Source organism: Agarivorans sp. QJM3NY_30, from assembly GCF_050870855.2.
Lineage (GTDB): Bacteria > Pseudomonadota > Gammaproteobacteria > Enterobacterales > Celerinatantimonadaceae > Agarivorans.
Genome location: NZ_CP194038.2, coordinates 153,183 through 172,730, shown reverse-complemented (window position 1 = coordinate 172,730; position 19,548 = coordinate 153,183). Strand labels below are relative to the sequence as shown.

The 19,548-nt window shown below is 45.4% G+C and carries 15 protein-coding genes; 1 reads left to right on the top strand and 14 read right to left on the bottom strand.

The window, feature by feature from the left end:
* Genes tssE through tagH form a run of 13 tightly spaced genes read right to left on the bottom strand, consistent with a single transcriptional unit; the run spans position 1 to position 15,567 of the window.
* Entirely contained in the window at positions 1–477 is a 477-nt protein-coding gene (gene tssE, locus ACRRSX_RS00800) for a type VI secretion system baseplate subunit TssE (protein WP_432455103.1), read from the bottom strand.
* Positions 477–1,286: a type VI secretion system accessory protein TagJ gene (locus tag ACRRSX_RS00795; RefSeq protein WP_432455104.1), complete on the bottom strand. Its 810-nt coding sequence runs from the start codon at positions 1,284–1,286 to the stop codon at positions 477–479. The genes tssE and ACRRSX_RS00795 overlap by 1 nt, the downstream gene beginning before the upstream one ends.
* Positions 1,287–1,290: 4 nt before the next feature.
* On the bottom strand, positions 1,291–2,844 hold the full coding sequence (gene tssC, locus ACRRSX_RS00790; RefSeq protein ID WP_432455105.1) for a type VI secretion system contractile sheath large subunit: 1,554 nt from the start codon (positions 2,842–2,844) through the stop codon (positions 1,291–1,293).
* Positions 2,845–2,876: 32 nt separating this feature from the next.
* Entirely contained in the window at positions 2,877–4,370 is a 1,494-nt protein-coding gene (gene tssC, locus ACRRSX_RS00785; protein ID WP_432455106.1) for a type VI secretion system contractile sheath large subunit, read from the bottom strand.
* Positions 4,367–4,882 carry a type VI secretion system contractile sheath small subunit gene (gene tssB / locus ACRRSX_RS00780; protein ID WP_432455107.1) on the bottom strand — a complete coding sequence of 172 codons (516 nt, stop codon included), beginning with the start codon at positions 4,880–4,882 and terminating at the stop codon, positions 4,367–4,369. The genes tssC (ACRRSX_RS00785) and tssB overlap by 4 nt, the downstream gene beginning before the upstream one ends.
* A gap of 47 nt (positions 4,883–4,929) precedes the next feature.
* Positions 4,930–6,042: a type VI secretion system protein TssA gene (gene tssA / locus ACRRSX_RS00775; RefSeq protein WP_432455108.1), complete on the bottom strand. Its 1,113-nt coding sequence runs from the start codon at positions 6,040–6,042 to the stop codon at positions 4,930–4,932.
* Positions 6,043–6,050: 8 nt separating this feature from the next.
* A complete protein-coding gene (locus ACRRSX_RS00770; protein ID WP_432455109.1) occupies positions 6,051–6,860 on the bottom strand; it encodes a PP2C family protein-serine/threonine phosphatase in 810 nt (269 codons plus the stop codon).
* The gene (tagF, locus tag ACRRSX_RS00765) at positions 6,854–7,540 is read right to left on the bottom strand and encodes a type VI secretion system-associated protein TagF (protein ID WP_432455110.1); all 687 of its coding nucleotides are present in this window, start codon (positions 7,538–7,540) and stop codon (positions 6,854–6,856) included. The genes ACRRSX_RS00770 and tagF overlap by 7 nt, the downstream gene beginning before the upstream one ends.
* Entirely contained in the window at positions 7,522–11,061 is a 3,540-nt protein-coding gene (tssM, locus tag ACRRSX_RS00760) for a type VI secretion system membrane subunit TssM (RefSeq protein ID WP_432455111.1), read from the bottom strand. Before tssM ends, tagF begins: the two co-directional genes overlap by 19 nt.
* A gap of 21 nt (positions 11,062–11,082) precedes the next feature.
* Complete coding sequence (gene tssL, locus ACRRSX_RS00755) at positions 11,083–12,387, bottom strand: type VI secretion system protein TssL, long form (RefSeq protein WP_432455112.1); 1,305 nt, start codon at positions 12,385–12,387, stop codon at positions 11,083–11,085.
* Between the two features lie 24 nt (positions 12,388–12,411).
* A complete protein-coding gene (tssK, locus tag ACRRSX_RS00750; RefSeq protein WP_432455113.1) occupies positions 12,412–13,740 on the bottom strand; it encodes a type VI secretion system baseplate subunit TssK in 1,329 nt (442 codons plus the stop codon).
* 19 nt (positions 13,741–13,759) lie between these two features.
* The gene (gene tssJ, locus ACRRSX_RS00745) at positions 13,760–14,224 is read right to left on the bottom strand and encodes a type VI secretion system lipoprotein TssJ (protein ID WP_432455114.1); all 465 of its coding nucleotides are present in this window, start codon (positions 14,222–14,224) and stop codon (positions 13,760–13,762) included.
* The gene (tagH, locus tag ACRRSX_RS00740; protein ID WP_432455115.1) at positions 14,221–15,567 is read right to left on the bottom strand and encodes a type VI secretion system-associated FHA domain protein TagH; all 1,347 of its coding nucleotides are present in this window, start codon (positions 15,565–15,567) and stop codon (positions 14,221–14,223) included. Before tagH ends, tssJ begins: the two co-directional genes overlap by 4 nt.
* Before the next feature lie 378 nt (positions 15,568–15,945).
* On the opposite strand from tagH, the gene ACRRSX_RS00735 reads away from it, so the two are divergent.
* Complete coding sequence (locus ACRRSX_RS00735) at positions 15,946–17,997, top strand: serine/threonine-protein kinase (RefSeq protein WP_432455116.1); 2,052 nt, start codon at positions 15,946–15,948, stop codon at positions 17,995–17,997.
* A 108-nt stretch (positions 17,998–18,105) separates the two neighbouring features.
* On the opposite strand, the gene ACRRSX_RS00730 is transcribed toward ACRRSX_RS00735, so the two are convergent.
* Positions 18,106–19,548 carry an efflux transporter outer membrane subunit gene (locus tag ACRRSX_RS00730; RefSeq protein WP_432455117.1) on the bottom strand — a complete coding sequence of 481 codons (1,443 nt, stop codon included), beginning with the start codon at positions 19,546–19,548 and terminating at the stop codon, positions 18,106–18,108.

The following is a 19,548-nucleotide window of genomic DNA, read 5'->3' as shown; positions in this document are numbered from 1 at the left end:
TTACTCAACTATTTTTATGCCTAAGCAAACGGGTTCAACTTCGGAATCGAAGGTCATCTCTTCCGGTTCAGGATCGGCATGACACAAGGCATGGATCCGCAAACGTAATACTCGATCCAGCGGTTGCTCATCGCTTACCGTCGACACCGATACATCAATAAAGCGCGGCTCAAATTTGCGGATCGTTTGTTCAACAATCTGACAGAGCCTCTCTCTTCCATCCTGACTACTTAAAGGCATTGACGAGAAATCGGGTAGTCCGTAGCTAAATAAAGAAAGATCGAGCTCGTGGTACCACTCTGGCCAGGTATGCCAATGCAATTTAGCATTCAGCAAGGCCTCTAGATCTCGACGAATACTTTGCCGATAAGCCTGTCGACCATAGCTAGAGTAAACGCCGTTTGAAGCCAGCGCGTCATCATGGGTATTACACAAACGATCAAGTAAGGACAGTTGCAAAGCTGGTAAACCACTCATCACTCAACCGTCTCTGTGCAGCTAAGAGTAGAGCAAGACTCAAGCAAAGATATAGCCAGCGCATTATCGTTTACTAGCCACATTTTTAGCCCTCGTCCTTGAAAGAACTCACTATTTAACAAGGGCTGCCAATCTGTTTCGCGACCCAATTTTTCAGCGTCGCTCTCACTAGCGAGGTAAGTCATCGGCAGGAATACTTCACCTGAAGGACCATCTTTTATATCTAATTCAGCACGACGCCAGATCTGTTCGAATAGACTGGTCGCGGGGAGTAACTTTAGCCAAGTCACATCGGCAAAAGACACAAAATAATACAAGCCATTTGAGCCAAACACTTCCAAGTAACCCGCTAAGCTGTCATCTAAATCACGAAGTTCAGTGCAAGTTTGATCGTTGATTGTTAACTCAGCAGATTCACGCAAATGCTCCAACTGCTGCGCTGCACGCGTTAATGCACGCTGATCTTTATTGAGCAACGCTAAACGCAATTCAATAAGCTGAGTTAAGCTTTGCTTTGCACCACTCACCAAACTGGCGGTATCGCCACCGTGCGCAAAATCAACTCGAGATTGAGCCGCGTGTACTAACTGACGCATGTTTAATGCCCCTGGTACACATTGCGGGTGCTGTTTCACCAATAGATCTAACTGCTGATCGGCGCGCTCTAACTGGCCATCAATACACAACAACTCAATAAAGCTACTGCGCGTATCTAAATCTTTAGGTTTTACTTTTAAATGCGCGATAGTCGCGGCAATTGCTTCACTTAACTGTCCCTGTTGAATCAACTGTTTTATTTGTTGTTGCATCTATTTATCCTGCTTGGTGGTAGCTTGGCGATAACTCGGTTATCAAGCGAATACTGGATACCATCTGATCCAGCTGAAAATGTGGTCGTAAATGAATAATGGAGTAGTAATGGCCGGGTTTACCCCGCTGCTCTTTAACCTGGATACTGGCTTCATTCAGCGGATAACGGGCTCGGATTTCGTCAGATGCCTCATCGGAGGCGGTGGTATAGCGATGCAACCAACGCTGTAGATCACGTTCGATCAAGTGGGCACTATCAAATCTGCCGACCCGGTCACGTCCTATAATCTTGAGATAATGAGCAAATCGCGAGACACATAATACATATTGCAACATTGAGGAGAGGCGCGCATTCACCGCCACCGCCATACTGTCATAATGCTTAGGTAGATTCACCGAAGCATTGCTATACAAGACTAAGTGCTCGGTGTGAGGAACAGTGGAGACCGGAATAAAACCGCTATCAGACAACTGTTTCTCTAGTCGATCTCCCACCTGCAAATTAACTGGGGGCTTCGCTGAACGAATATGCCGTGACAGCTTAAAATCTGAACCAGGCAAGTCAAACACCAGACCATGTTTATATTGACCCGGCTGTAAGCCTCTAATTTGACTGAACCAACCCGACTCTCTAAATGCACGTACCGCTACCGAAGCCACACCATAGGCCGCATTTCCCCATAAATAATCGCGTTCCGGATCATTCACTTGCTCAACAAACATAAAGCCTTCTTGACGTCGGCCATCTTGCTGATATGGCTCCCGCATCAAGATATTTGGTGCAGCAATACCTAAGAATCGCGAGTCTTCCTGACTTCTTAACTTGCGCCACAACAGGTATTCATCTTGAGAGAACTGCGCCGCAATATCACGCACCGACGCCAATTCACTGAAATAATCGACCCCCAACATTGAAGGATCTGCCCCCGTGACAAAAGGAGCAAAAGCGGCTGCGGCGGTAAGACTAATAGCCCGCAGCGCTTCTAAATCATTTATCGCAATACCGTTACGCGCTTTATGACTCACTCGATAATCGCCGACAAGCATGCCAAAGGGCTCTCCACCAGGCATATTAAATTCATTGCTATAGATCTGTTTAAATAACTCACTTTGATCAAATTCGATGGCTCTAGAGACATCGCGACACAACTCTTGCCAACTGATACTAATCAACTTCACTTTGGTCACAAGGCTGTGTTCTTGCGGACCTATTTGGGCAGTAAGATACTCAAGCCCCCGCCAACTTGCCTCTAACTGTTGAAAGTGAGGATGGTGAATAATCGCATTCACTTGGTTATTCAGGCGCTCATCAATATCACGAATAGCCCGCAGTAAAATTGGCCGCAAGCGCTCTGCAGACCATGATTCAAGCTGCTGATTATCCTTCTCCAGCCAAATACGCAAGGCGAGATAGGCATCTTCAGTGGCCAGAAATTGATCCACGACTTCACTTTGGGCACACCAATCCGCATCGATCCGCAACGGTTCAACATCAATTTGTTGCAAAGTTTGGCTATCCACAAAGCGCAGAGATGGTAAAGTTTGAGTCATTGTCATGAGAAAACGCGGACCTTGCGGCCCGCTTTTAATTATCCGCCAATTTCTGGAATTTTTGCGACCAGGCGCAACGATGTGGTGAGTTCTTCCATCTGCAACCAAGGCCGTAACCAAGCCACGGCGTTGTAGGAACCCGGCGCACCAGGGATCTCTTTTACCTGAACCTTAGCGTCAGCTAATGGGTATTTCGCACGGATCTCCTGACCGCCTCCCTCAGAGGCGTTGACATAACTTAAGATCCATCGATTCAACCAATTCTCAACGTCTTCAGCTTCCATAAAACTGCCAATTTTGTCGCGAGCCATCACCTTAAGGTAATGAGCGAAACGAGAGGTAGCCATGATGTATGGTAAACGTGAAGAAATAGCCGCATTTGCAGTGATATCTGGATTATCAAAGCGCTTGGATTTTTGACAGGTTTGCGCGCCAAAAAACACTGCGTAATCGGTGTTTTTATAGTGACACAAAGGCAAAAAACCTAATTTACTCAATTCCGCTTCACGTCGATCAGTAATGCCAATTTCAGTTGGGCATTTCAAATCTGGATCGCCATCATCGGAAACAAAGAGGTGCGAAGGCAGGTTTTCAACCTTGCCGCCTCCCTCGGCACCACGAATAGCAGTACAAAAACCATACTTAGCGAAAGCTTCGGTCATCCGCGCACCTAATACATAGGAAGCATTCATCCAACAGTATTCATCATGCTCAGTGGTTTTGGACATGCCAGTTTGCGGATCAAGTTCAAACTCTTCATAACGAAATTCTTCAATCGGCGTTGTCGCTTCACCATAAGGTAAACGCGCCAATACTCGCGGCATAGCTAGCGTCACAAATCGAGAATCATCACTTTCGCGGAATGAACGCCATTTGGTGTACTCTAAAGACTCAAACACCTTCTCAAGATCACGAGGCTTGGTTAGTTCGGTCCAGTTATCAAAACCAAATAAAGCCGGTGATGATGCCGATAAGAAGGGCGCAAAGCCGGCCGCTGCAACATTCGACATCAAACTTAAACTTTCGATGTCCTCTGGATGATTGGTAAACTCATAATCACCAACTAAGGCACCGTAAGGTTCACCCCCTGGCGTTCCAAACTCAGATTCATAAACCTTTTTGAAAATTTGGCTCTGATCAAATTCAACCGCTTTGCTCAAATCTTTATGCAACTCTTTCTTACTCATGCTGAGCACTCGAATTTTCAGAGTTTGACTAGTTTCAGAATTCATCACTAAGTAATTCAAACCACGCCAAGATCCTTCCAGCTTTTGGAAACTTGGGTGATGCATCACCTCAGCAAGCTGCTTGGAAATAAGTTCATCAATCCCGGCAATCGCTTCTCGAAAAGTTACGGTAAGATTTTTATTCCAAGTCACGGTACCTTTCAACGCTTCTTCAGTAAGTGTTCTTAACAATTCTTCTGAGCGAGAGTAGTCCGTCTGCTTCGTCGCGCCAATCGCCTGCTCCAAGATAGAGCCCTGCGCTTGTTCAACACTTGGGTCTAGAACGGTTTGGCTTTCAAGACTCATGCTGCGCCCTCCGGATTAACATCTTTCGTTAGTTCACCCGCTAATTTTTGCAAAGAGTCGGTATTATTTAAGACCTCTTCCAAAATATTTTCTAAGTCTTCTGAGCGATCGACTTTGGTCATCAAATCACGAAGCTTATTACGTGTATCCATCAACTTACGTAATGGCTCGACTTGATTAACCACGGCTGCAGGATCAAAATCTTTCATCGACTGGAAAGCCAATTCGACGGACATCAATGAATCATCGTCCGCAAGTTTGTTATCCACTTTAAACTCTAATTTAGGATTCATTCGCTTCAATACATCATCAAAATTGTCGCGATCGATCTGAATAAAACGACGGTCTTTAAGCGGCTTCAATGCCGTGGTATTGTCGCCCGCAAAATCCCCCATCACTCCGACGACAAACGGTAATTCTTTTTTAACTGCAGCACCTTCAGTTTCCACATCGTAAGTAATGTGAACTCTTGGTTTGCGTACCCGAGACAACTTGCCGTGGATACTGTCCATATCAATCTCCTTGTTATTGATTAACACGTAGAGCGCTAAGCACCACGTTAGTCTTGTTGTTCCGATATAATTCCGGTCAATCGGAAATACCCGGTTCGAGCATCGTTATCTGTAATCAGCTCTTGGAGTAAATCCGGTAAGCTCATTCCACTCCAACGAACCACTTGCTCAATGGCATAAGCCATTGGCGAGTGAGGTTCTGTTTGCTTAAAAAAATCTGCTATTGTTGTCAGTTGAGCAATCGCCTCTACCCGGCTATTTAACTGCGAATGAGGACTAACTGCGTCCGCGGCAGAAAGCGCGCCATCTGTCGAGGCCATACTCACTTGCTGCGTCATTGACTGGCTTTCAGCTTCAGCCAATTTATCAGCGGCGATATAACGTACCGCCTCTGCACATTCAGTAAGACGCTTAGCGATGTGAGAACTGGGCTGCGGTTCGCCAACCGCCTCATCAATGCACTGTGATAAAAGCAGATAGGATTCCATGGCGGCTTCAATATCACTTAACAACTCAACAAAAAAACTGCCGCGAGTCGCTTTCACCGTGTGAGTAATATCTTCCAGCCGCACCGCGCCAGCGGCATAACGCTGGCTACGCTTAGTATCATCGAAACGCTCCACTTCGCTCGCTTGTTCAAATTCCCACAAGGAATAGGCTTGGTCTTCAACCAGCTCGGTTAAAGGCACACAAGCAATCGGCATTAACAGGGTGCCTTCACCGTCATAACCATTAAGTCCGATCAAAGGCGCGACGCGAGTAAGTAGCCCATCTTCATCTGGGCTGGGGTACAGATCTTCCCAATGCTGTTCAATCAGGCTACGCGCAACATCAAAGCCCAGTTTTATGCCCTTAAATCCTTTGCGGCGCACCAAGGCTTCAATCAGCCAAGCCGCGAGTTCTAAATCTTTACAAGTATCGAGCAATACCTCGGGAACTCGCTGAATAATGGGGTCCCATTCATGAGCGAGACTCAAAAGCGGCTCGTTATCCACCAAGGCATTACGCTCTGCGGCCCGAGCACCGTTACGAACATCTTTAAGCGTAAAGTAGGTCGATAAAGGTGAAGCATCTAAGCGCGGGTCTTCACCGCAAGGTCGCGCTTCAGATAGAGGCTTTGCTAATGCCAGAAAATCAATCTCGAACAGTTGGTCAAACATTTAAGCTCCTAGCGCCGATTAAAAAATACGGGAACCGTATCGTCACAATGTTCTTCATCAGTTCCGGTATCGCTTTGACATACCTTCACCAACACACAACTCACATTGTCACTCGCGCCTTTCACCAAAGCGGAATGCATCAAGGCCAAACCAATATCAGAAACACTGTTCGCTTGCATGCACATCGCCAAATCAGCATCACTGAGCTCTTTGGTTAAACCATCGGAGCACAATAAAAATTGATCTCCCGGTAGCAACTGACCGGAGCTTTGATCCACGGTCAGCGCTTCACTTACCCCAATGGCTCGAGTAATCACATTCGACAAAGGGTGCTGCTCTGCTTCAGACTCAGCAATTAAACCTTGTTCGACCATTTCCATGACTTGGCTATGATCGCGAGTTTTACGCTGTAACTGCTGATCGCGAAACAGATAAATACGACTATCCCCGACCCAAAGACAATGATAGAAACCATCTCGAATCTGCAGTAACACAGCCGTACTGCCTGCCGTTTTCCCCGCTAAGTGCTGCTGCGAATAGTCAATGATTTGCTGATTGGCACCAAGTAAGGCCTTGCGTAGGCAATCAATACTTAAATGCTCAGTTGGGCTTGACTCAACACTTTGCGTCACACTATCAATCACCATTTGACTGGCAATGTCTCCGGCCGCATGGCCCCCCATGCCATCGGCAACCACCCACACGCCAGCTTCACGTAAATCAAGCACAGCATCTTCATTATATGGACGCACTTTTCCAGGATGGCTTCGTGCGAAGCTCACAAAAAATCCGTCTAACAATGTTGAATGCGCTACCATCCCCAATGCTCCCATTGCCCATCTAACATGGCTGAAAACTGGCTAACTAACGGCAAACTTTCGGTCACCAGCGTGCATTCAGGTACATGCTCAGAACCATGAGTCCACCATATGCAGTAGCGCCCTAAGTTCTGACGTAGTTGCAAATGCAATAAGTTTTCACTGTTGATTACTTGCTCACTCTCTAATACCAGTTGTTGAGAGTCTTTGGCGCCATTTAATACTGGATTAGCTACTGCGATAGATTCCAACCAGTCGAGTTGACGAATGCTTTCAGCCCAACGTTGTACGTCGGTATCATCATCAAGCAATTTAAGTACTTTCTGTTCACTGTGCTCGCTCCACTCTCGCTGCTGCCAAAGACTGACTGGCTGCACATTCACAGGTTTTGCCATAGTGAAGTAGAAGTGGCGACCAACTTGGTCAACACTAGGCATCAACGTTCCCCCCATCGCAGACTCTCCTGATACGCCAGCAGAAAGAGCAAAATGCCAGATGGGGCTGGTCAGATAACGATCTAACCATTGCTCTCCGAGTTGTTCGCGACTGACAGCGGTCACGGCTTGCAACCATTCACGCCAAGCGCTCACAAAATCATTGGGTAAATGACCTTGAATAAAATCACCTCGAGCTGGGACTTTTCCAAAATAACCAAATCCGCTTATAGGCTGACTGGACATGCGAACCTCGCCAAATCGTTAGACCAAAAAGGGTGCATGGCAGTATTCGGAATTAACTCGAGCTTTACCTTATTCCCTTTAATTTCGATATCGAGAATGTTGTCTTTACGACTCGCTGGACGCTGCGCTAACAAACCATCGAGCATTCGAAACAAGCCCCAATTGCCAGGGAACGTCTCAGAAATTGAATGGCCCGATTTAGGTGGTACAAAAGCTAAACGGGTACTGCGACTGGCGTCGCCAGGCCAAATGAAATGCGAAGTACGCCGCGGTCCATGCCGGTAAACCAACTCCTGCTCACCCATTTCAACTCTGAAGTTATTGATATGGGCATCCAGAGATAGGGGTTTTAAACCAAATTCCACTCGCGGTATTTGGGTACCAGGTTCGAAAAATACGTCGCGGATCCGTCGCGCTTGTTGAAAGACCTTGAGGGAGTCTGCATCAATTCCCACCGAGCGTTCTAGCTTCCAGACTCGCTTACTGGTATCGACCGAAGACTTTAGGTAACGCTCAAAGAACTGGTCCATGGTTCCGCCATAACCGAAAAAGCGAGAGAAATCTTTGAGTCTAACGTCTTCAGTGGCTTTATGACTAAACGGGTACTTACCTCGAATAGCTGCTCGGTATTCCTTGTAGACGCTATCCTTCCAAATCGTATTCACATGAACCTGCGCGCCTCGTTTAGCCAAGGCGACGGTTTGATTCGACAACTCACTCATCCATGAGGCAAAAGGAGCTGGTAACATTTTTCGACTACGGCGTAAGGCACTACTAACCGCAGCCTGGCTACTATCATTTATTAAACTGGTATAAGCGCGTTTATTATTCGACTCCGATAAAACCTCTAAATAATCGCGAAGCTCTAATAGTGAAGCTTGCAAACCTTCTAAGTCAGCCTCGTTAATACTGAGTAAATCTTCAAACTCCGCTTCAACTTCCACGCCGGGCAAGGAAAGCTTCGCCGCCGACATATCGTTGGGTAAAAAACGGTTAATTCGAGCCTTTTGATTTTTAAACGCCACGTCGGCCGCATTGGCCGCGACATCCCCTGCCAGCTTAGCTTTATCACTAAGCGTAACATCGCTTAAGCGCAACTCTTTTTGCACCGCAAGGATCAAGCTTTGCATCGGCCGCTCAGAGCCTGTGAGCTTTTGAACTAACTCGGCACCTTCTCGTGCCGAAGCGTAAGGTTTCAGTTGAATGTCTGCGAGTAACTGCTCCCACTCATAAACATAATCTTTAAAGTAACGCTCTCTCACCGCTTGCACCACTTCATCGCGAGTGGCTTCATCAATCGATAAGCTATCGCCATACACCCAGCTGTCTTCCATCAAACGTTTAACAATCCGATTATTTTCAATGCGGAATAAACCGTGGAATCCACTATAGGTATACAAACCAGGGATCCCCTCATGCAAAGGGGTACCACTTGAACGATTGAACACTTGGCGACCTTGGCGTCCCAACACATCACTCAACTTAAAATCAGCGACATGGCTTGAAAGAAATTCGATACGCAAGCGTTGATAAGCCCGTTCGGCCAAAGGCATCCGGGTTAATACACTACGCGCCTGCGCTATCGCCTGCTCATCGACAGCAACCGTATTGACCCCAACACGAAACAAATTGCGAGTATGGGCCATCAGATCCTGGCGAAGGGTTTGATTAATTTCGCCCGGCAGTTTGCGTTCGTAATACACCTCAAACCAACTATATAACAGCTCTAGATCTCGATGCTCAGCATCGTAAATCATTAAGTAAGTCTTTAATGACTCATAGAGGTACTCCAAATAGACCTCATTTTCGGCTAACTCAGTTTTCAGCGCATTGGTGAGGTAAGTCGCAAAATATCCCTGTAAGGCTCGTTGGTATGCCGCTTGTGCTGGTTGACCAATTTTATCACCTTGATACAAACCCATCCGCTGAACATCTTTATCGACCAGCTGATGGCTAAAACCTGCAGGTAAGTCACGCAACAGATTTAAAGCCTGGACAAGGGTTATCACATCGGTATCTTTACTTAAGCTCGGCTTAACCAGATCCTGATATTGACTAACCGCCATCTCACTATGATCAACGAGCTGCTTGTTCCAACGATAGCTGTTGTACCAGAACACGCTGCATAGCAATAAACTCAAACAACAAGTACCAATCACCAATCGGCGAGTCCACAAGGCATTTTTTTGGTGATATCGATTAACCGAGCCAAGATATTGCTCAGGGAAAATCACATCCTCTAATAAACGTTTAATGAAATAGCCTTTAGTTTCCCCGGCCTGTTGTTTCAGTGGCACCTGGCCCAAACCTAAACCACTAGACGTTTCGGTCATCACACGATCAATTGGCTTCCCTTCTTGGGTTGCGCTCGCAATGTATAAACCACGTAACATAGGCGCTTCTTCAAAAGCATTCGGCGAGAAAACCTCTTTTAGAAAATCATCAATACTCGATTGCAATAAATGCATTTGTTTCGGGAATTCGTACATCAAGGTTCGTTTATCGATATCTCGTTCTTGCTGTAAACGCTGGTTTAATCGACCTTGGATCCGCTTCAGAAGGCCATGAAATTCTCGATTAAATTGACCAACAACACCCAACTCCGGATTTTCCGCGACCAAAGGAAAGGTAATCCCCCAAATTTGCTCTCGCTCATTCGCATTCAAATCAGCAAAGAATTCACTAAATCCTGCGATTAGGTCGGCCTTAGTTAAAATCACATAGACTGGAAATTGCATCCCGAGCTGATTTTTAAGCTCATGAATACGCTGCTTAATCGCCCGAGCATGTAAATTGCGTTCAGTACGAGTTTGCTGCAATAGACTCGCCAAACTGACCGTAACAACGGCACCATTAATTGGCCGCTTGGTTCGATACTTTTTAAGTAATCCGAGAAAACCCAACCAAGCTCTAGCGTCTTTTACGTTGTTACTATCTTGAGTGGTATAACGACCTGCGGTGTCGATTAATACGGCCTTGTTGGTAAACCACCAGTCACAATGGCGCGTCCCACCCACCCCAGCTAAGGGGTCATCTCCCAACCTGTCTTTCAAGGGAAATTCTAAACCTGAATTTTTTAGAGCCGTGGTTTTTCCGGTTCCCGGAGGGCCGATCATGATGTACCAAGGCAATTGATATACCCCTTGGCCTCTTGCCAAGTTGGAATTCTTAAGTACTTCTAATGCAGTCACCACTCGCTCGCGTAACGTCTCAACTTCTCTACGACTATCTTCATCGTTACTCTGTTCCCCTTCACCATCGAGTAACGATTGAACCGCTTGTTGATCTTGTTTATGACGGCGTAAATGCTGCCATAGCTGATACACGGTGCAGATCATCGCAACAATAAGAATCGTCAAACAACGCGCTAATGCCCCCACGAAGGGCTCTGCGCCAGCAATAGCAATGAGCGGACCACCAAACCAAATTAAAAAGGATAAAGCTAAAAAGCCAATCACTTTAATCGTCCATTTGGATTTTAATAACTGTAATAAGCGTTGAAAAAACAACCTGATAAACATTTTTAGATCCTTTAACAATGCTTAATAAAGCAAATCAATCTCAACCCGACGGTTTAACGCCCGCGCAGATTCTGAGTCATTACTTGCTCGAGGCTCAGAGTCACCTCGTCCCTCCGGCCACAAGCGCCCCTGCAACAAAGTGCCCACCGACATGGTATTAGCAACGGCGGTCGCTCGCGCTAACGAAAGATGCCAATTAGATGGGTAACGACTCGTAAAGATCGGTTGATTATCGGTATGTCCGGTGATTAGGATCCGACCACTGGTTGACTCTAAAGCTCGAGACAGTTTTTGTAATATCGGCACCAGTGCAGACTTCACTTCTGCACTTCCTGGCGCAAATAACTCGCTTGAATGAATCGTGATACGAACACGATCACTGAGCGGCTGGACCTCTAGTAGCTGGCGATTCACTTCCGTTTGTAAACGCTGCTGCAACATCAGCAATTGTTGATCATCACGCTCAACCGAAGTTTTGACCGTAGCGTCCCAGCGCGCCAAAGTATTGAGTTGGTTAAACACTTGATCTGAATAGTTATTAATGAAATAACTGCTCGTCATGTAAATCGATAACAAGAGCACACCCAAAATAGCCGTCAGCACCCAGATTGGGATCCCACCACCAGCCTCCTTCATCATATTGACACTAGCGTTACTTTGTGGAGATAAGGCAATTTCAGACTCACCATGAATCACTTGTAAACGTTCAAATGCTTGTTGGCGATAGGCTTCTAGCTGATCTTGACCTCGCTCTGTTACCCGCATTTTTCCGACAAACCCTAAGGCTAAACATAAATATTGAAGCTCTAATAGTGAGGCCTTTTGATGAGGGGCGACTAAGTTTTCATCGAGTAAGGTGAAAAAGTACTCGCCCCCCCAAGTTTGCGAGTGAAAAGTCGAGAGTAAACTGTCACTCGCCCAAATCGACTGTCCACCCCAGTTAGTATTGAGTACCGTCTCGTCGATAAAACAGCACATGCAGTAGCGTGCCGCCTCAATTTGCTCGGCACTAATTTGTAGGTGACGTAAATTGGCTTCGTAATCCCGAATCTTATCGATGCACACTTGGCGTAACGACGCGATATCTCCATGCTTCGCAGTACATCGAATTTGCCCCACCATCGATAACAAAATACTCGCTTCGTCAATCAAGGGATTATCGCCAAACTTAAGGAGTTGAACCCCCCGTTCCTTATTTTTCGAAGGCGTGATAAGCACGGTGCATTCGGCTTCTGCCGCGCTAGCCGCAATTTTGCCTAAATCGCTGACAGACTTGTTCGCGCCGCGATTCCCTGGCCGAGGCTTCATCACTGTAGCTTCTGACATCAATACTCTTCCTTGGTACTCAAATTACTGACTAATCGCCCAGAGATTCATTTCAAGCTCTGGATAATGACCCGACAAATGGATGGCAATCCCACCACTCGCGCTTAGGCGCGCCCAATAGTCGTTACTCTTATCTAATTTGAAATAATGAAAACCGGCATGATAGGGTATTTGCCGCGGTGCAACTGGCAAACCAACAGCGGAAATGCCCGGCAATTGGTTGTTAACCAAATCCCGAATATGCTCTACCGGACCAATTTTCACTTGCGCGGGGAAACGCTTGCGTAACTCATCAGAACTAAGGCTGGCAGTAACCGCCAACACAAATTCAGCGCGGTCAAGCAGCCCTTTATCTTGTACTTGAGCAATCCGAATACCATAGTTAGTTTGATCTAAAGGCAACTGAATCGCGGTTTGCTCAAGCACCATGCTTAGATATTGGTTAAGCACTACCATCAAGTCACCAAATACTCCTGTGAGTTGTTGATGCTGATATGCAGGCAACTGCGGTGCTCGCTTATTCTTACTAGAAAAAGTAGCGAGTTCCCCAGCCAAACTCGCTAATTCTTGATATAGGCGTTCAGGATGCAAACCGCTGGTATGTAAGATATGTCCCAGCAATGCATCATAGCGATTCAGTAACTGCAACATTAAAAAATCGGCAATTGAGCTAGTACTACCCTGACCAGCGCCAATCCGTGCAGCTAAAGCTTCTGCCCGTTGACGCATCACACCATGAACTTCTAATAAGTGCTGCTTTAGCACCGCATTGTTCTGCGCATTCAGCCAAGGAGGTACAAATTTTCCATCTAAAGTCACTTGCCCCTCTTTAGAAACGGCACTAATTTTGGCAACCGGCAAAGTTGTGTAACCCGATAAATTGTCGCTTTCTAGCTTCAATTCAAAGCCAGCCTGAGCCAACTGCAGTACCTCTATTGCATCATTACCGAGCGAGGTATCAGCAACTTCGTGATCAACAAAACGGTAACGCGTGACGCTATTCGCTTGCGCCGATACATTCAAACTATTCGACTTTTCGGTCGCAATCGCAATTAACACCATCTGGTCGCGAACACGACTATCTAGCGATAGCGATAGCGGTTCCGGTAATGGATCGCGTTCAGGAGAAACCATCAACGCGCCATCAGGTAAGTAAGCCTTTATCTTTGACAAACCGAACTTCGCATGACTTAACAATGCGTTGTCGATCACTAACTCATTGATTCCCCAAAAGTAGTTTGACTGCTGCAACATTTGTTGTTGCTGAAAACTTAAACTACGTTCTTGTTGCTGAAAATGCTGAGGACGCAAAAACATACCCTCAGTCCAAGCCACACGACAAAAATCGCTCATTTCTTGTTCCCCAATTGCATCATGGGTTACCAACAAATACGGCGAGTTCGCCGACATGAATATTAAAAGTTTTGTAATTGGTAGGATCGATGGTGACAACTTCTCGCCAACTCGCGGTGTCGATATCTCGATACGCAACTAAAACGCCGGCATAACGCACCCCAGGGGAAAGTGACAACTTATATTCAGACTGACTGCCAGGTTCAAATTCAAACTCAGTCTTATGAATCAAGTCTGGGCCTAAAACTTGGGCTGCATCATCATATAAAGCAAAAAAATCTTGGCTATCAAACAAGGTTCTTGAAGACAATTCGAAAACCTTCACCACCACAGGAGAAGCTCGCCCAGTAATATCGGGGTTAACATTTTTAGCCACACTAAATAGCAGTTTTGAATATGGTTCGACTACATAATTGGCTACCGTACAGCCCAACATTGACATACTCAGCAGCATACTAAGTACTAATTTCCCTATTTTGCTCATCGTTGTCCCTTTTGGTCTATGCGCTTTAAAGTCGCCTCATAAGCCTTCGCAAAATCTTCCATATAGAAAGCATTGTTGTTTTGGCTAAATTCATGTTCTAAATCACTGTGTACTGAACAATAACGATTCCAGCTTTTATGCTTTTCAATTGCCGAATAATACTTCGCGATGCCCTGCGTATTGTGGACCTTCGACGCTATCGATTTGGGGTCAAGCAATTGCATGACACTCGCCACGGCCCCCTCAACACCGGAAAGCAAGGCGTATTCATGTCGCTCGAGATCAATAAAGGCTTCCTTTACCGCTCGTTCAGGAGGGAGAAACCCTGAAGTCTTACGCTGTAGTAAGTTATGAAGGGCGTCTTCAGCATTGGTTGAAAATTTCAATGGATTGTTTTCATTTTTACGAAAAGTCGTCTGGTTAATCCGAGTATTTTCTTTAAATGCTGCTCGATTATGTAAAGTGTTCATAATCCCATCGAGAGAGTCCCTAGTTATCCCTCCTAATTGATGCCACCAACGGATCGGATTTTCTTGAGAAATAAGATCCGCAGAAATGCCCATCCCTTCTAAAAAAGCACCAAGATGCGTCTGCTCATCAATCGAATTTGCTGAGAGTGGTGTTGCCGATGGACGAGACGGAGTCCGATCAATATCCGAAACAAAAGCTGACGTCAGCTTTTCTGCTTTGGCAACGCCAGCGTTGAGTGTCTGCGAATGGACTATTTTTGTATTAATAGGCTGTTCTTCAGTCACTTCAGGCTCAAGGCTTAACGCTTTTTCAATCCTAGGATCGTTAGCAAATAAAGCATTCCAATCCTCTGGAATATTTGATGACGAATCTTGCGTCAGAGCTGAGGGCAAGATAAAAGCATCACTTAGATTGGCATTTAGACTGGAATCTAAACTGAGCGAGTTAGGAGCTGGCGATGGCGGCTCAGCAAGAACGCCAAAATCTTCTGCAGCTACAGCCGCAGAGATTACTTTTTGAGTTTGCAAGTCCTCCGGTAAAGCAGACAAATTGACCGCTATTTCATAATCAGCAATCGCCAAGATATCACCATCAACCAATTGATAAGGTTTATCTTTTTCGATGGGTTCAACCGAACGATTAACAAAAACCCCATTAGTTGAGGTATCGTAAAGCCAAAATACCCCCTGATTGAACTCGACCCTAGCATGACGGCTAGAGATCACTCTTTCTGGATCAGGTAAACACCAAGAGCATTGACTCGCCCGCCCAATCGTCAGTACCGATTCCCCTGAATCACTGAAGAAATGTTTTTTTTCTTCCACGCCAGAGGTAAACCTGTGATAACTCATCACAGATAAACACAAATCCATAATCTTCCGTCCCCTAGAAGCATTCTCTTTTACTTTGAGTAGAACCCATCAACCTAAGATAACTAATGACCAAAATATCACTACAAAAAAGAGGCCGTATTATTACACCCAAGGAATAATTTAATCAATAAAAATAAAAAACTTTTTATAAAAATAAATTAACTCGAATTTTATTAGTAATTATATTGTTGTTAATGTAATTTAAATTATTTAGACTGAAAGGACTGAATCCCACAAAGGTAAACCCAGTAAAGATTGGCATCATACTCCACTGATAATATATTGGTTGTTAGTGGAAATAAAAAATAAATTTATTTATATGACAAATTAAAAAAATCACCACAACAAAAGTTTGGTTAAATTATATACGGCGGCTTCATGGATGATTCAAGTAAAAAACATACTGACAAAAAATTAAAAGACGAAACCAAGGTCGGTCATACACAAATATATCAATCGAATAACCTAGCAGACTCAAAAATCCAAGAAAGCGAAACGTCCAACAGCAATGACTGTAAAATGATCAATCGGGTGATCAAAAAACGTTATCAAATTGAAGGTCTGGTAGGACACGGTGGGATGTGTGATGTCTATCGAGCGAAAGATTTATTACTTGAAGCGGCTGGTGATAGCCAGCCCTATGTTGCGATTAAACTGCTACAGAAAGAGTTTCATAACCAGCCCGACGCAGCTCGGATCCTGATCAGAGAAGCCAGAAAAACCCAGCGTTTAAGTCATCCAAATATCATTAGGGTTTATGACTTTGGAGTTGACCAAGAAGACTATTATTTGATTATGGAATGGCTAGACGGACAAACTCTAGATGAAATAATTAAAAGTCACCGTCCTCATGGACTGCCTTTCAAGAGCGCCCTTGCTTTACTGAAGCAATTACTATCGGCCCTAGGTTATGCGCATAACAACGGTGTAGTTCATGCGGACCTAAAGCCTGGCAACATCATGCTGGCACGTGATGGAACCATTAAGATCTTCGATTTTGGCGTATCCCGAGCGCTTAATTTAAATGCAGATCAATATGCGGCCGACAAGCCAGAAGAAACCTCTCCAGTTAGTGGCTTTACCCCCACTTATGCGTCTCCAGAGTTATTGGCAGGCGCAAACCCCAGCATCGCCGACGATGTGTTTGCCTTTAGTTGCATCAGCTATGAATTACTTACCAGTAAGCACCCATTTAATCGCAAGCCCATCAATCAAGCGGCAAAAGAAAATATATTCCCTGACAAGCCCAAGCATGTCTCCATATTACGCTGGGCAAGTTTAAAAAAAGGTCTAAAATTTAACATTAAGCAACGAACAATTGATTTAGCTACACTCGAAAAAGACTTAACCAAAAGCTATATAAACCCAACCCTAAGTGTTTGCTTGACCTTCGCTCTGATTGCCTCCGCAGGTGCGACTTATCAGCACTTACACCAACAGGTCAAACAGTCACAACGCGACTTGGCTTCGCGACAACAAATCGAACAAGCCAATCGTGAATTATTAGCACTAAGCCCACAACAATTTCTGCCGCTGTTAGCAACAATTACCGATCAACAAGCAATCCCTAAACAAGCCTTATTGCGTCAAAAGCAAGGCTTGGTAATTAATTACTATGAAAAAAAAATTGACAATCTGCTTAATAATAAAGGCATAGCTTATCCTGATTACTATGCCATTCAGTCTCTATTACAAGAGGTAAATCGCATCTATCCAGACTCTTACACTCTTGCCCTAACCGCCGAAGATATCAATCAAGGATGGATGAGCACAGTGGAAGCTCTCAGCCAGCGTCTCAATACACATCTAGAGCAAGGTCGTTACCAACATAGTGAAGACGGTGATGATATCTACACCATCTACCGCGATTTAATGCAGGTTAGAACAGATTTTCAGTTTCAACCTAACCAGAAATCAGAGCAGGTATTCACCCAATTATTTGACAAGGCGCGCGACAAGCTCGATGTAATCAAGCTCGCTTCAATGATCGAAGCTGGCGAAGCCTTCTTTGGTAATAGCGAACAACAGCAGCAACGCCTTGCCCAAGCAAATGCTTTAAAGTCAGCAATCCAGCAAATGGCGGATTACCAGCAAGCCAAAGCCAAAAATCAACAGATTGACTTCCCCTACCATGCGGCTGAATTGGTATATCAACACCAATTTGATGACCTTCAGCAACGCATCAATAATATGAAGCGAATCAAATCACTCGATAAGCTGGCTAAAGAAGTACGATCGATGGCGAAACAGCTTCCTAATGATTTCTCTTTGCTGGTACAGACTCGTCAACGTATGGCAAATAAATACTTACGTTTTTCCGACTACTTACTACAAAAACGTCGCACTAAAGAAGCCAGCGCAGTGATCAAAAAAGCACAAGATTTAATGACTCAAGTACAAAATGCCCGCGCCACTGCCGAGAATGCTTAATTAAGTAAAGTACTCGAGCTCGTAGCGCATTTTTGTTCGAGACTACAAACTTGTGACTGCAATAAGTTAAGCCGCCAGCGAGTAAAGCAGCTGCGGCTCAACCAACAACTAAGACTTTATATCGCTCGATTTACCAGCTAACTGTGGGGCAATGTCACTTCCCCCTAAAGCTAAGTACAAGGTCGCCTGAGTAACAAACTGTTGGTAACGATTTTCCAGTAGCAAAGCCTCGGCGTTACGCAATTGTTCTTGCGCATCTAGCCAATCTTTAATCCCAACGGCACCATTTCGGTACTGACTTTGATAGATCCGCTCCGCCTCTTTGGCGCTTTGATATTGCTCAATTAAACGCTGCCCTTGATATAGATACTGCTGGCGTGCCGATAATGCGTTATCAACATCTTCAAATGCTTGATAGAGAGTTTGACGGTATTGGACCACTGCCGACTGATACTGCACTTCGGATATCTGCTGATTAAGCTGCAATTGATTCCATTGTAAAAAAGGTAACGCTAACTCTGCTCCCAACGTCCCAATAGGGTTACGTAACAACTCTTTCAGCTGATTCGAAGAGCCACCTAGCGATCCCGTTAGGCTCAAGGCGGGCAAGTAACTCGCAGTGCTTGAGTCTTTGCCGGCCAAGGCTGCCTTCAGTTGATACAGCGCGGCCTTCACATCGGGACGCCGCACTAAAATATCAGCGGGAACGCCTTCGATCACCAAGGGCATCGGCCCTTCGGGTAATTGCTTTATCTGCAGTTGGTCCTCTGCAGGAGGTTGATTAAAAAGGATTGCCAAGGCATTTTGCGCCTCGTGAAGCTGTTGTAACCACTGGCTATGATTGGCTTGCAGGCTAGCCAGACTGCGCTTCGCCTCCAATACATTGAGAATGGTCACCGCCCCCGATTGGTACTGGGACTGAGTTAACTGCAAGGTTTGCTGCGCGTCTTTAATACTACCATTACTGAGACTAACACGCTGCTTGAGATATCCAAGTTGCCAATATAGTGAAGCGGTGGTGGCAACTAAACTTTGTGCGGTACTTTCACGATCTTCAGCACTGGCAATGGCTAACCAACGCGCCTGATCGATATCTGCCGAAACCTTACCCCACAGATCGACTTGGTAACCCACCGAAATATTAGCCTGATAGGAGCCACTGCTGGCCCCATCATTGAAGTCTTTACTGCGACCAGCAGACAAACTCGAAGACAACTGAGGATAGAGTTGATCTTCACTCAAGCCAGCTTCTAAACGGGCCTTATGCAAGGTTAAAGTTGCCAAGCTTAAATTGTTGTTGGTCTGCAATACCTGTTCGATGAGTCGATCCAACTCAGGATTATTAAATTTCTCCCACCAACGATCTTGACTAAGCGAACGGCTAGCAAGCGTGTTTGTTGTCGCCTCACTTGGTTCGACTGCGTCTTGCCAAACTTGCGGCGTAAGCACCTCGGGTGGATGAAACTCACTGCGACTGAAATGAGAACAAGCCGTCAATAAGCTCATTGCGAGCCCAACAGTGCTGTACTTATACAACTGTGAATTCATCAT

Coding starts and splice junctions, on each gene's coding strand:
- tssC (WP_432455106.1), bottom strand. CDS start 4,370: ATGAGTCTTGAAAGCCAAACCGTTCTAGACCCAAGTGTTGAACAAGCG.
- tssA (WP_432455108.1), bottom strand. CDS start 6,042: ATGTTTGACCAACTGTTCGAGATTGATTTTCTGGCATTAGCAAAGCCT.
- tssL (WP_432455112.1), bottom strand. CDS start 12,387: ATGTCAGAAGCTACAGTGATGAAGCCTCGGCCAGGGAATCGCGGCGCG.
- tssK (WP_432455113.1), bottom strand. CDS start 13,740: ATGAGCGATTTTTGTCGTGTGGCTTGGACTGAGGGTATGTTTTTGCGT.
- tssC (WP_432455105.1), bottom strand. CDS start 2,844: ATGACAATGACTCAAACTTTACCATCTCTGCGCTTTGTGGATAGCCAA.
- ACRRSX_RS00795 (WP_432455104.1), bottom strand. CDS start 1,286: ATGCAACAACAAATAAAACAGTTGATTCAACAGGGACAGTTAAGTGAA.
- tssB (WP_432455107.1), bottom strand. CDS start 4,882: ATGGACAGTATCCACGGCAAGTTGTCTCGGGTACGCAAACCAAGAGTT.
- tssE (WP_432455103.1), bottom strand. CDS start 477: ATGAGTGGTTTACCAGCTTTGCAACTGTCCTTACTTGATCGTTTGTGT.
- ACRRSX_RS00770 (WP_432455109.1), bottom strand. CDS start 6,860: ATGGTAGCGCATTCAACATTGTTAGACGGATTTTTTGTGAGCTTCGCA.
- ACRRSX_RS00735 (WP_432455116.1), top strand. CDS start 15,946: ATGGATGATTCAAGTAAAAAACATACTGACAAAAAATTAAAAGACGAA.
- tssM (WP_432455111.1), bottom strand. CDS start 11,061: ATGTTTATCAGGTTGTTTTTTCAACGCTTATTACAGTTATTAAAATCC.
- ACRRSX_RS00730 (WP_432455117.1), bottom strand. CDS start 19,548: ATGATGAATTCACAGTTGTATAAGTACAGCACTGTTGGGCTCGCAATG.
- tagH (WP_432455115.1), bottom strand. CDS start 15,567: ATGGATTTGTGTTTATCTGTGATGAGTTATCACAGGTTTACCTCTGGC.
- tagF (WP_432455110.1), bottom strand. CDS start 7,540: ATGTCCAGTCAGCCTATAAGCGGATTTGGTTATTTTGGAAAAGTCCCA.
- tssJ (WP_432455114.1), bottom strand. CDS start 14,224: ATGAGCAAAATAGGGAAATTAGTACTTAGTATGCTGCTGAGTATGTCA.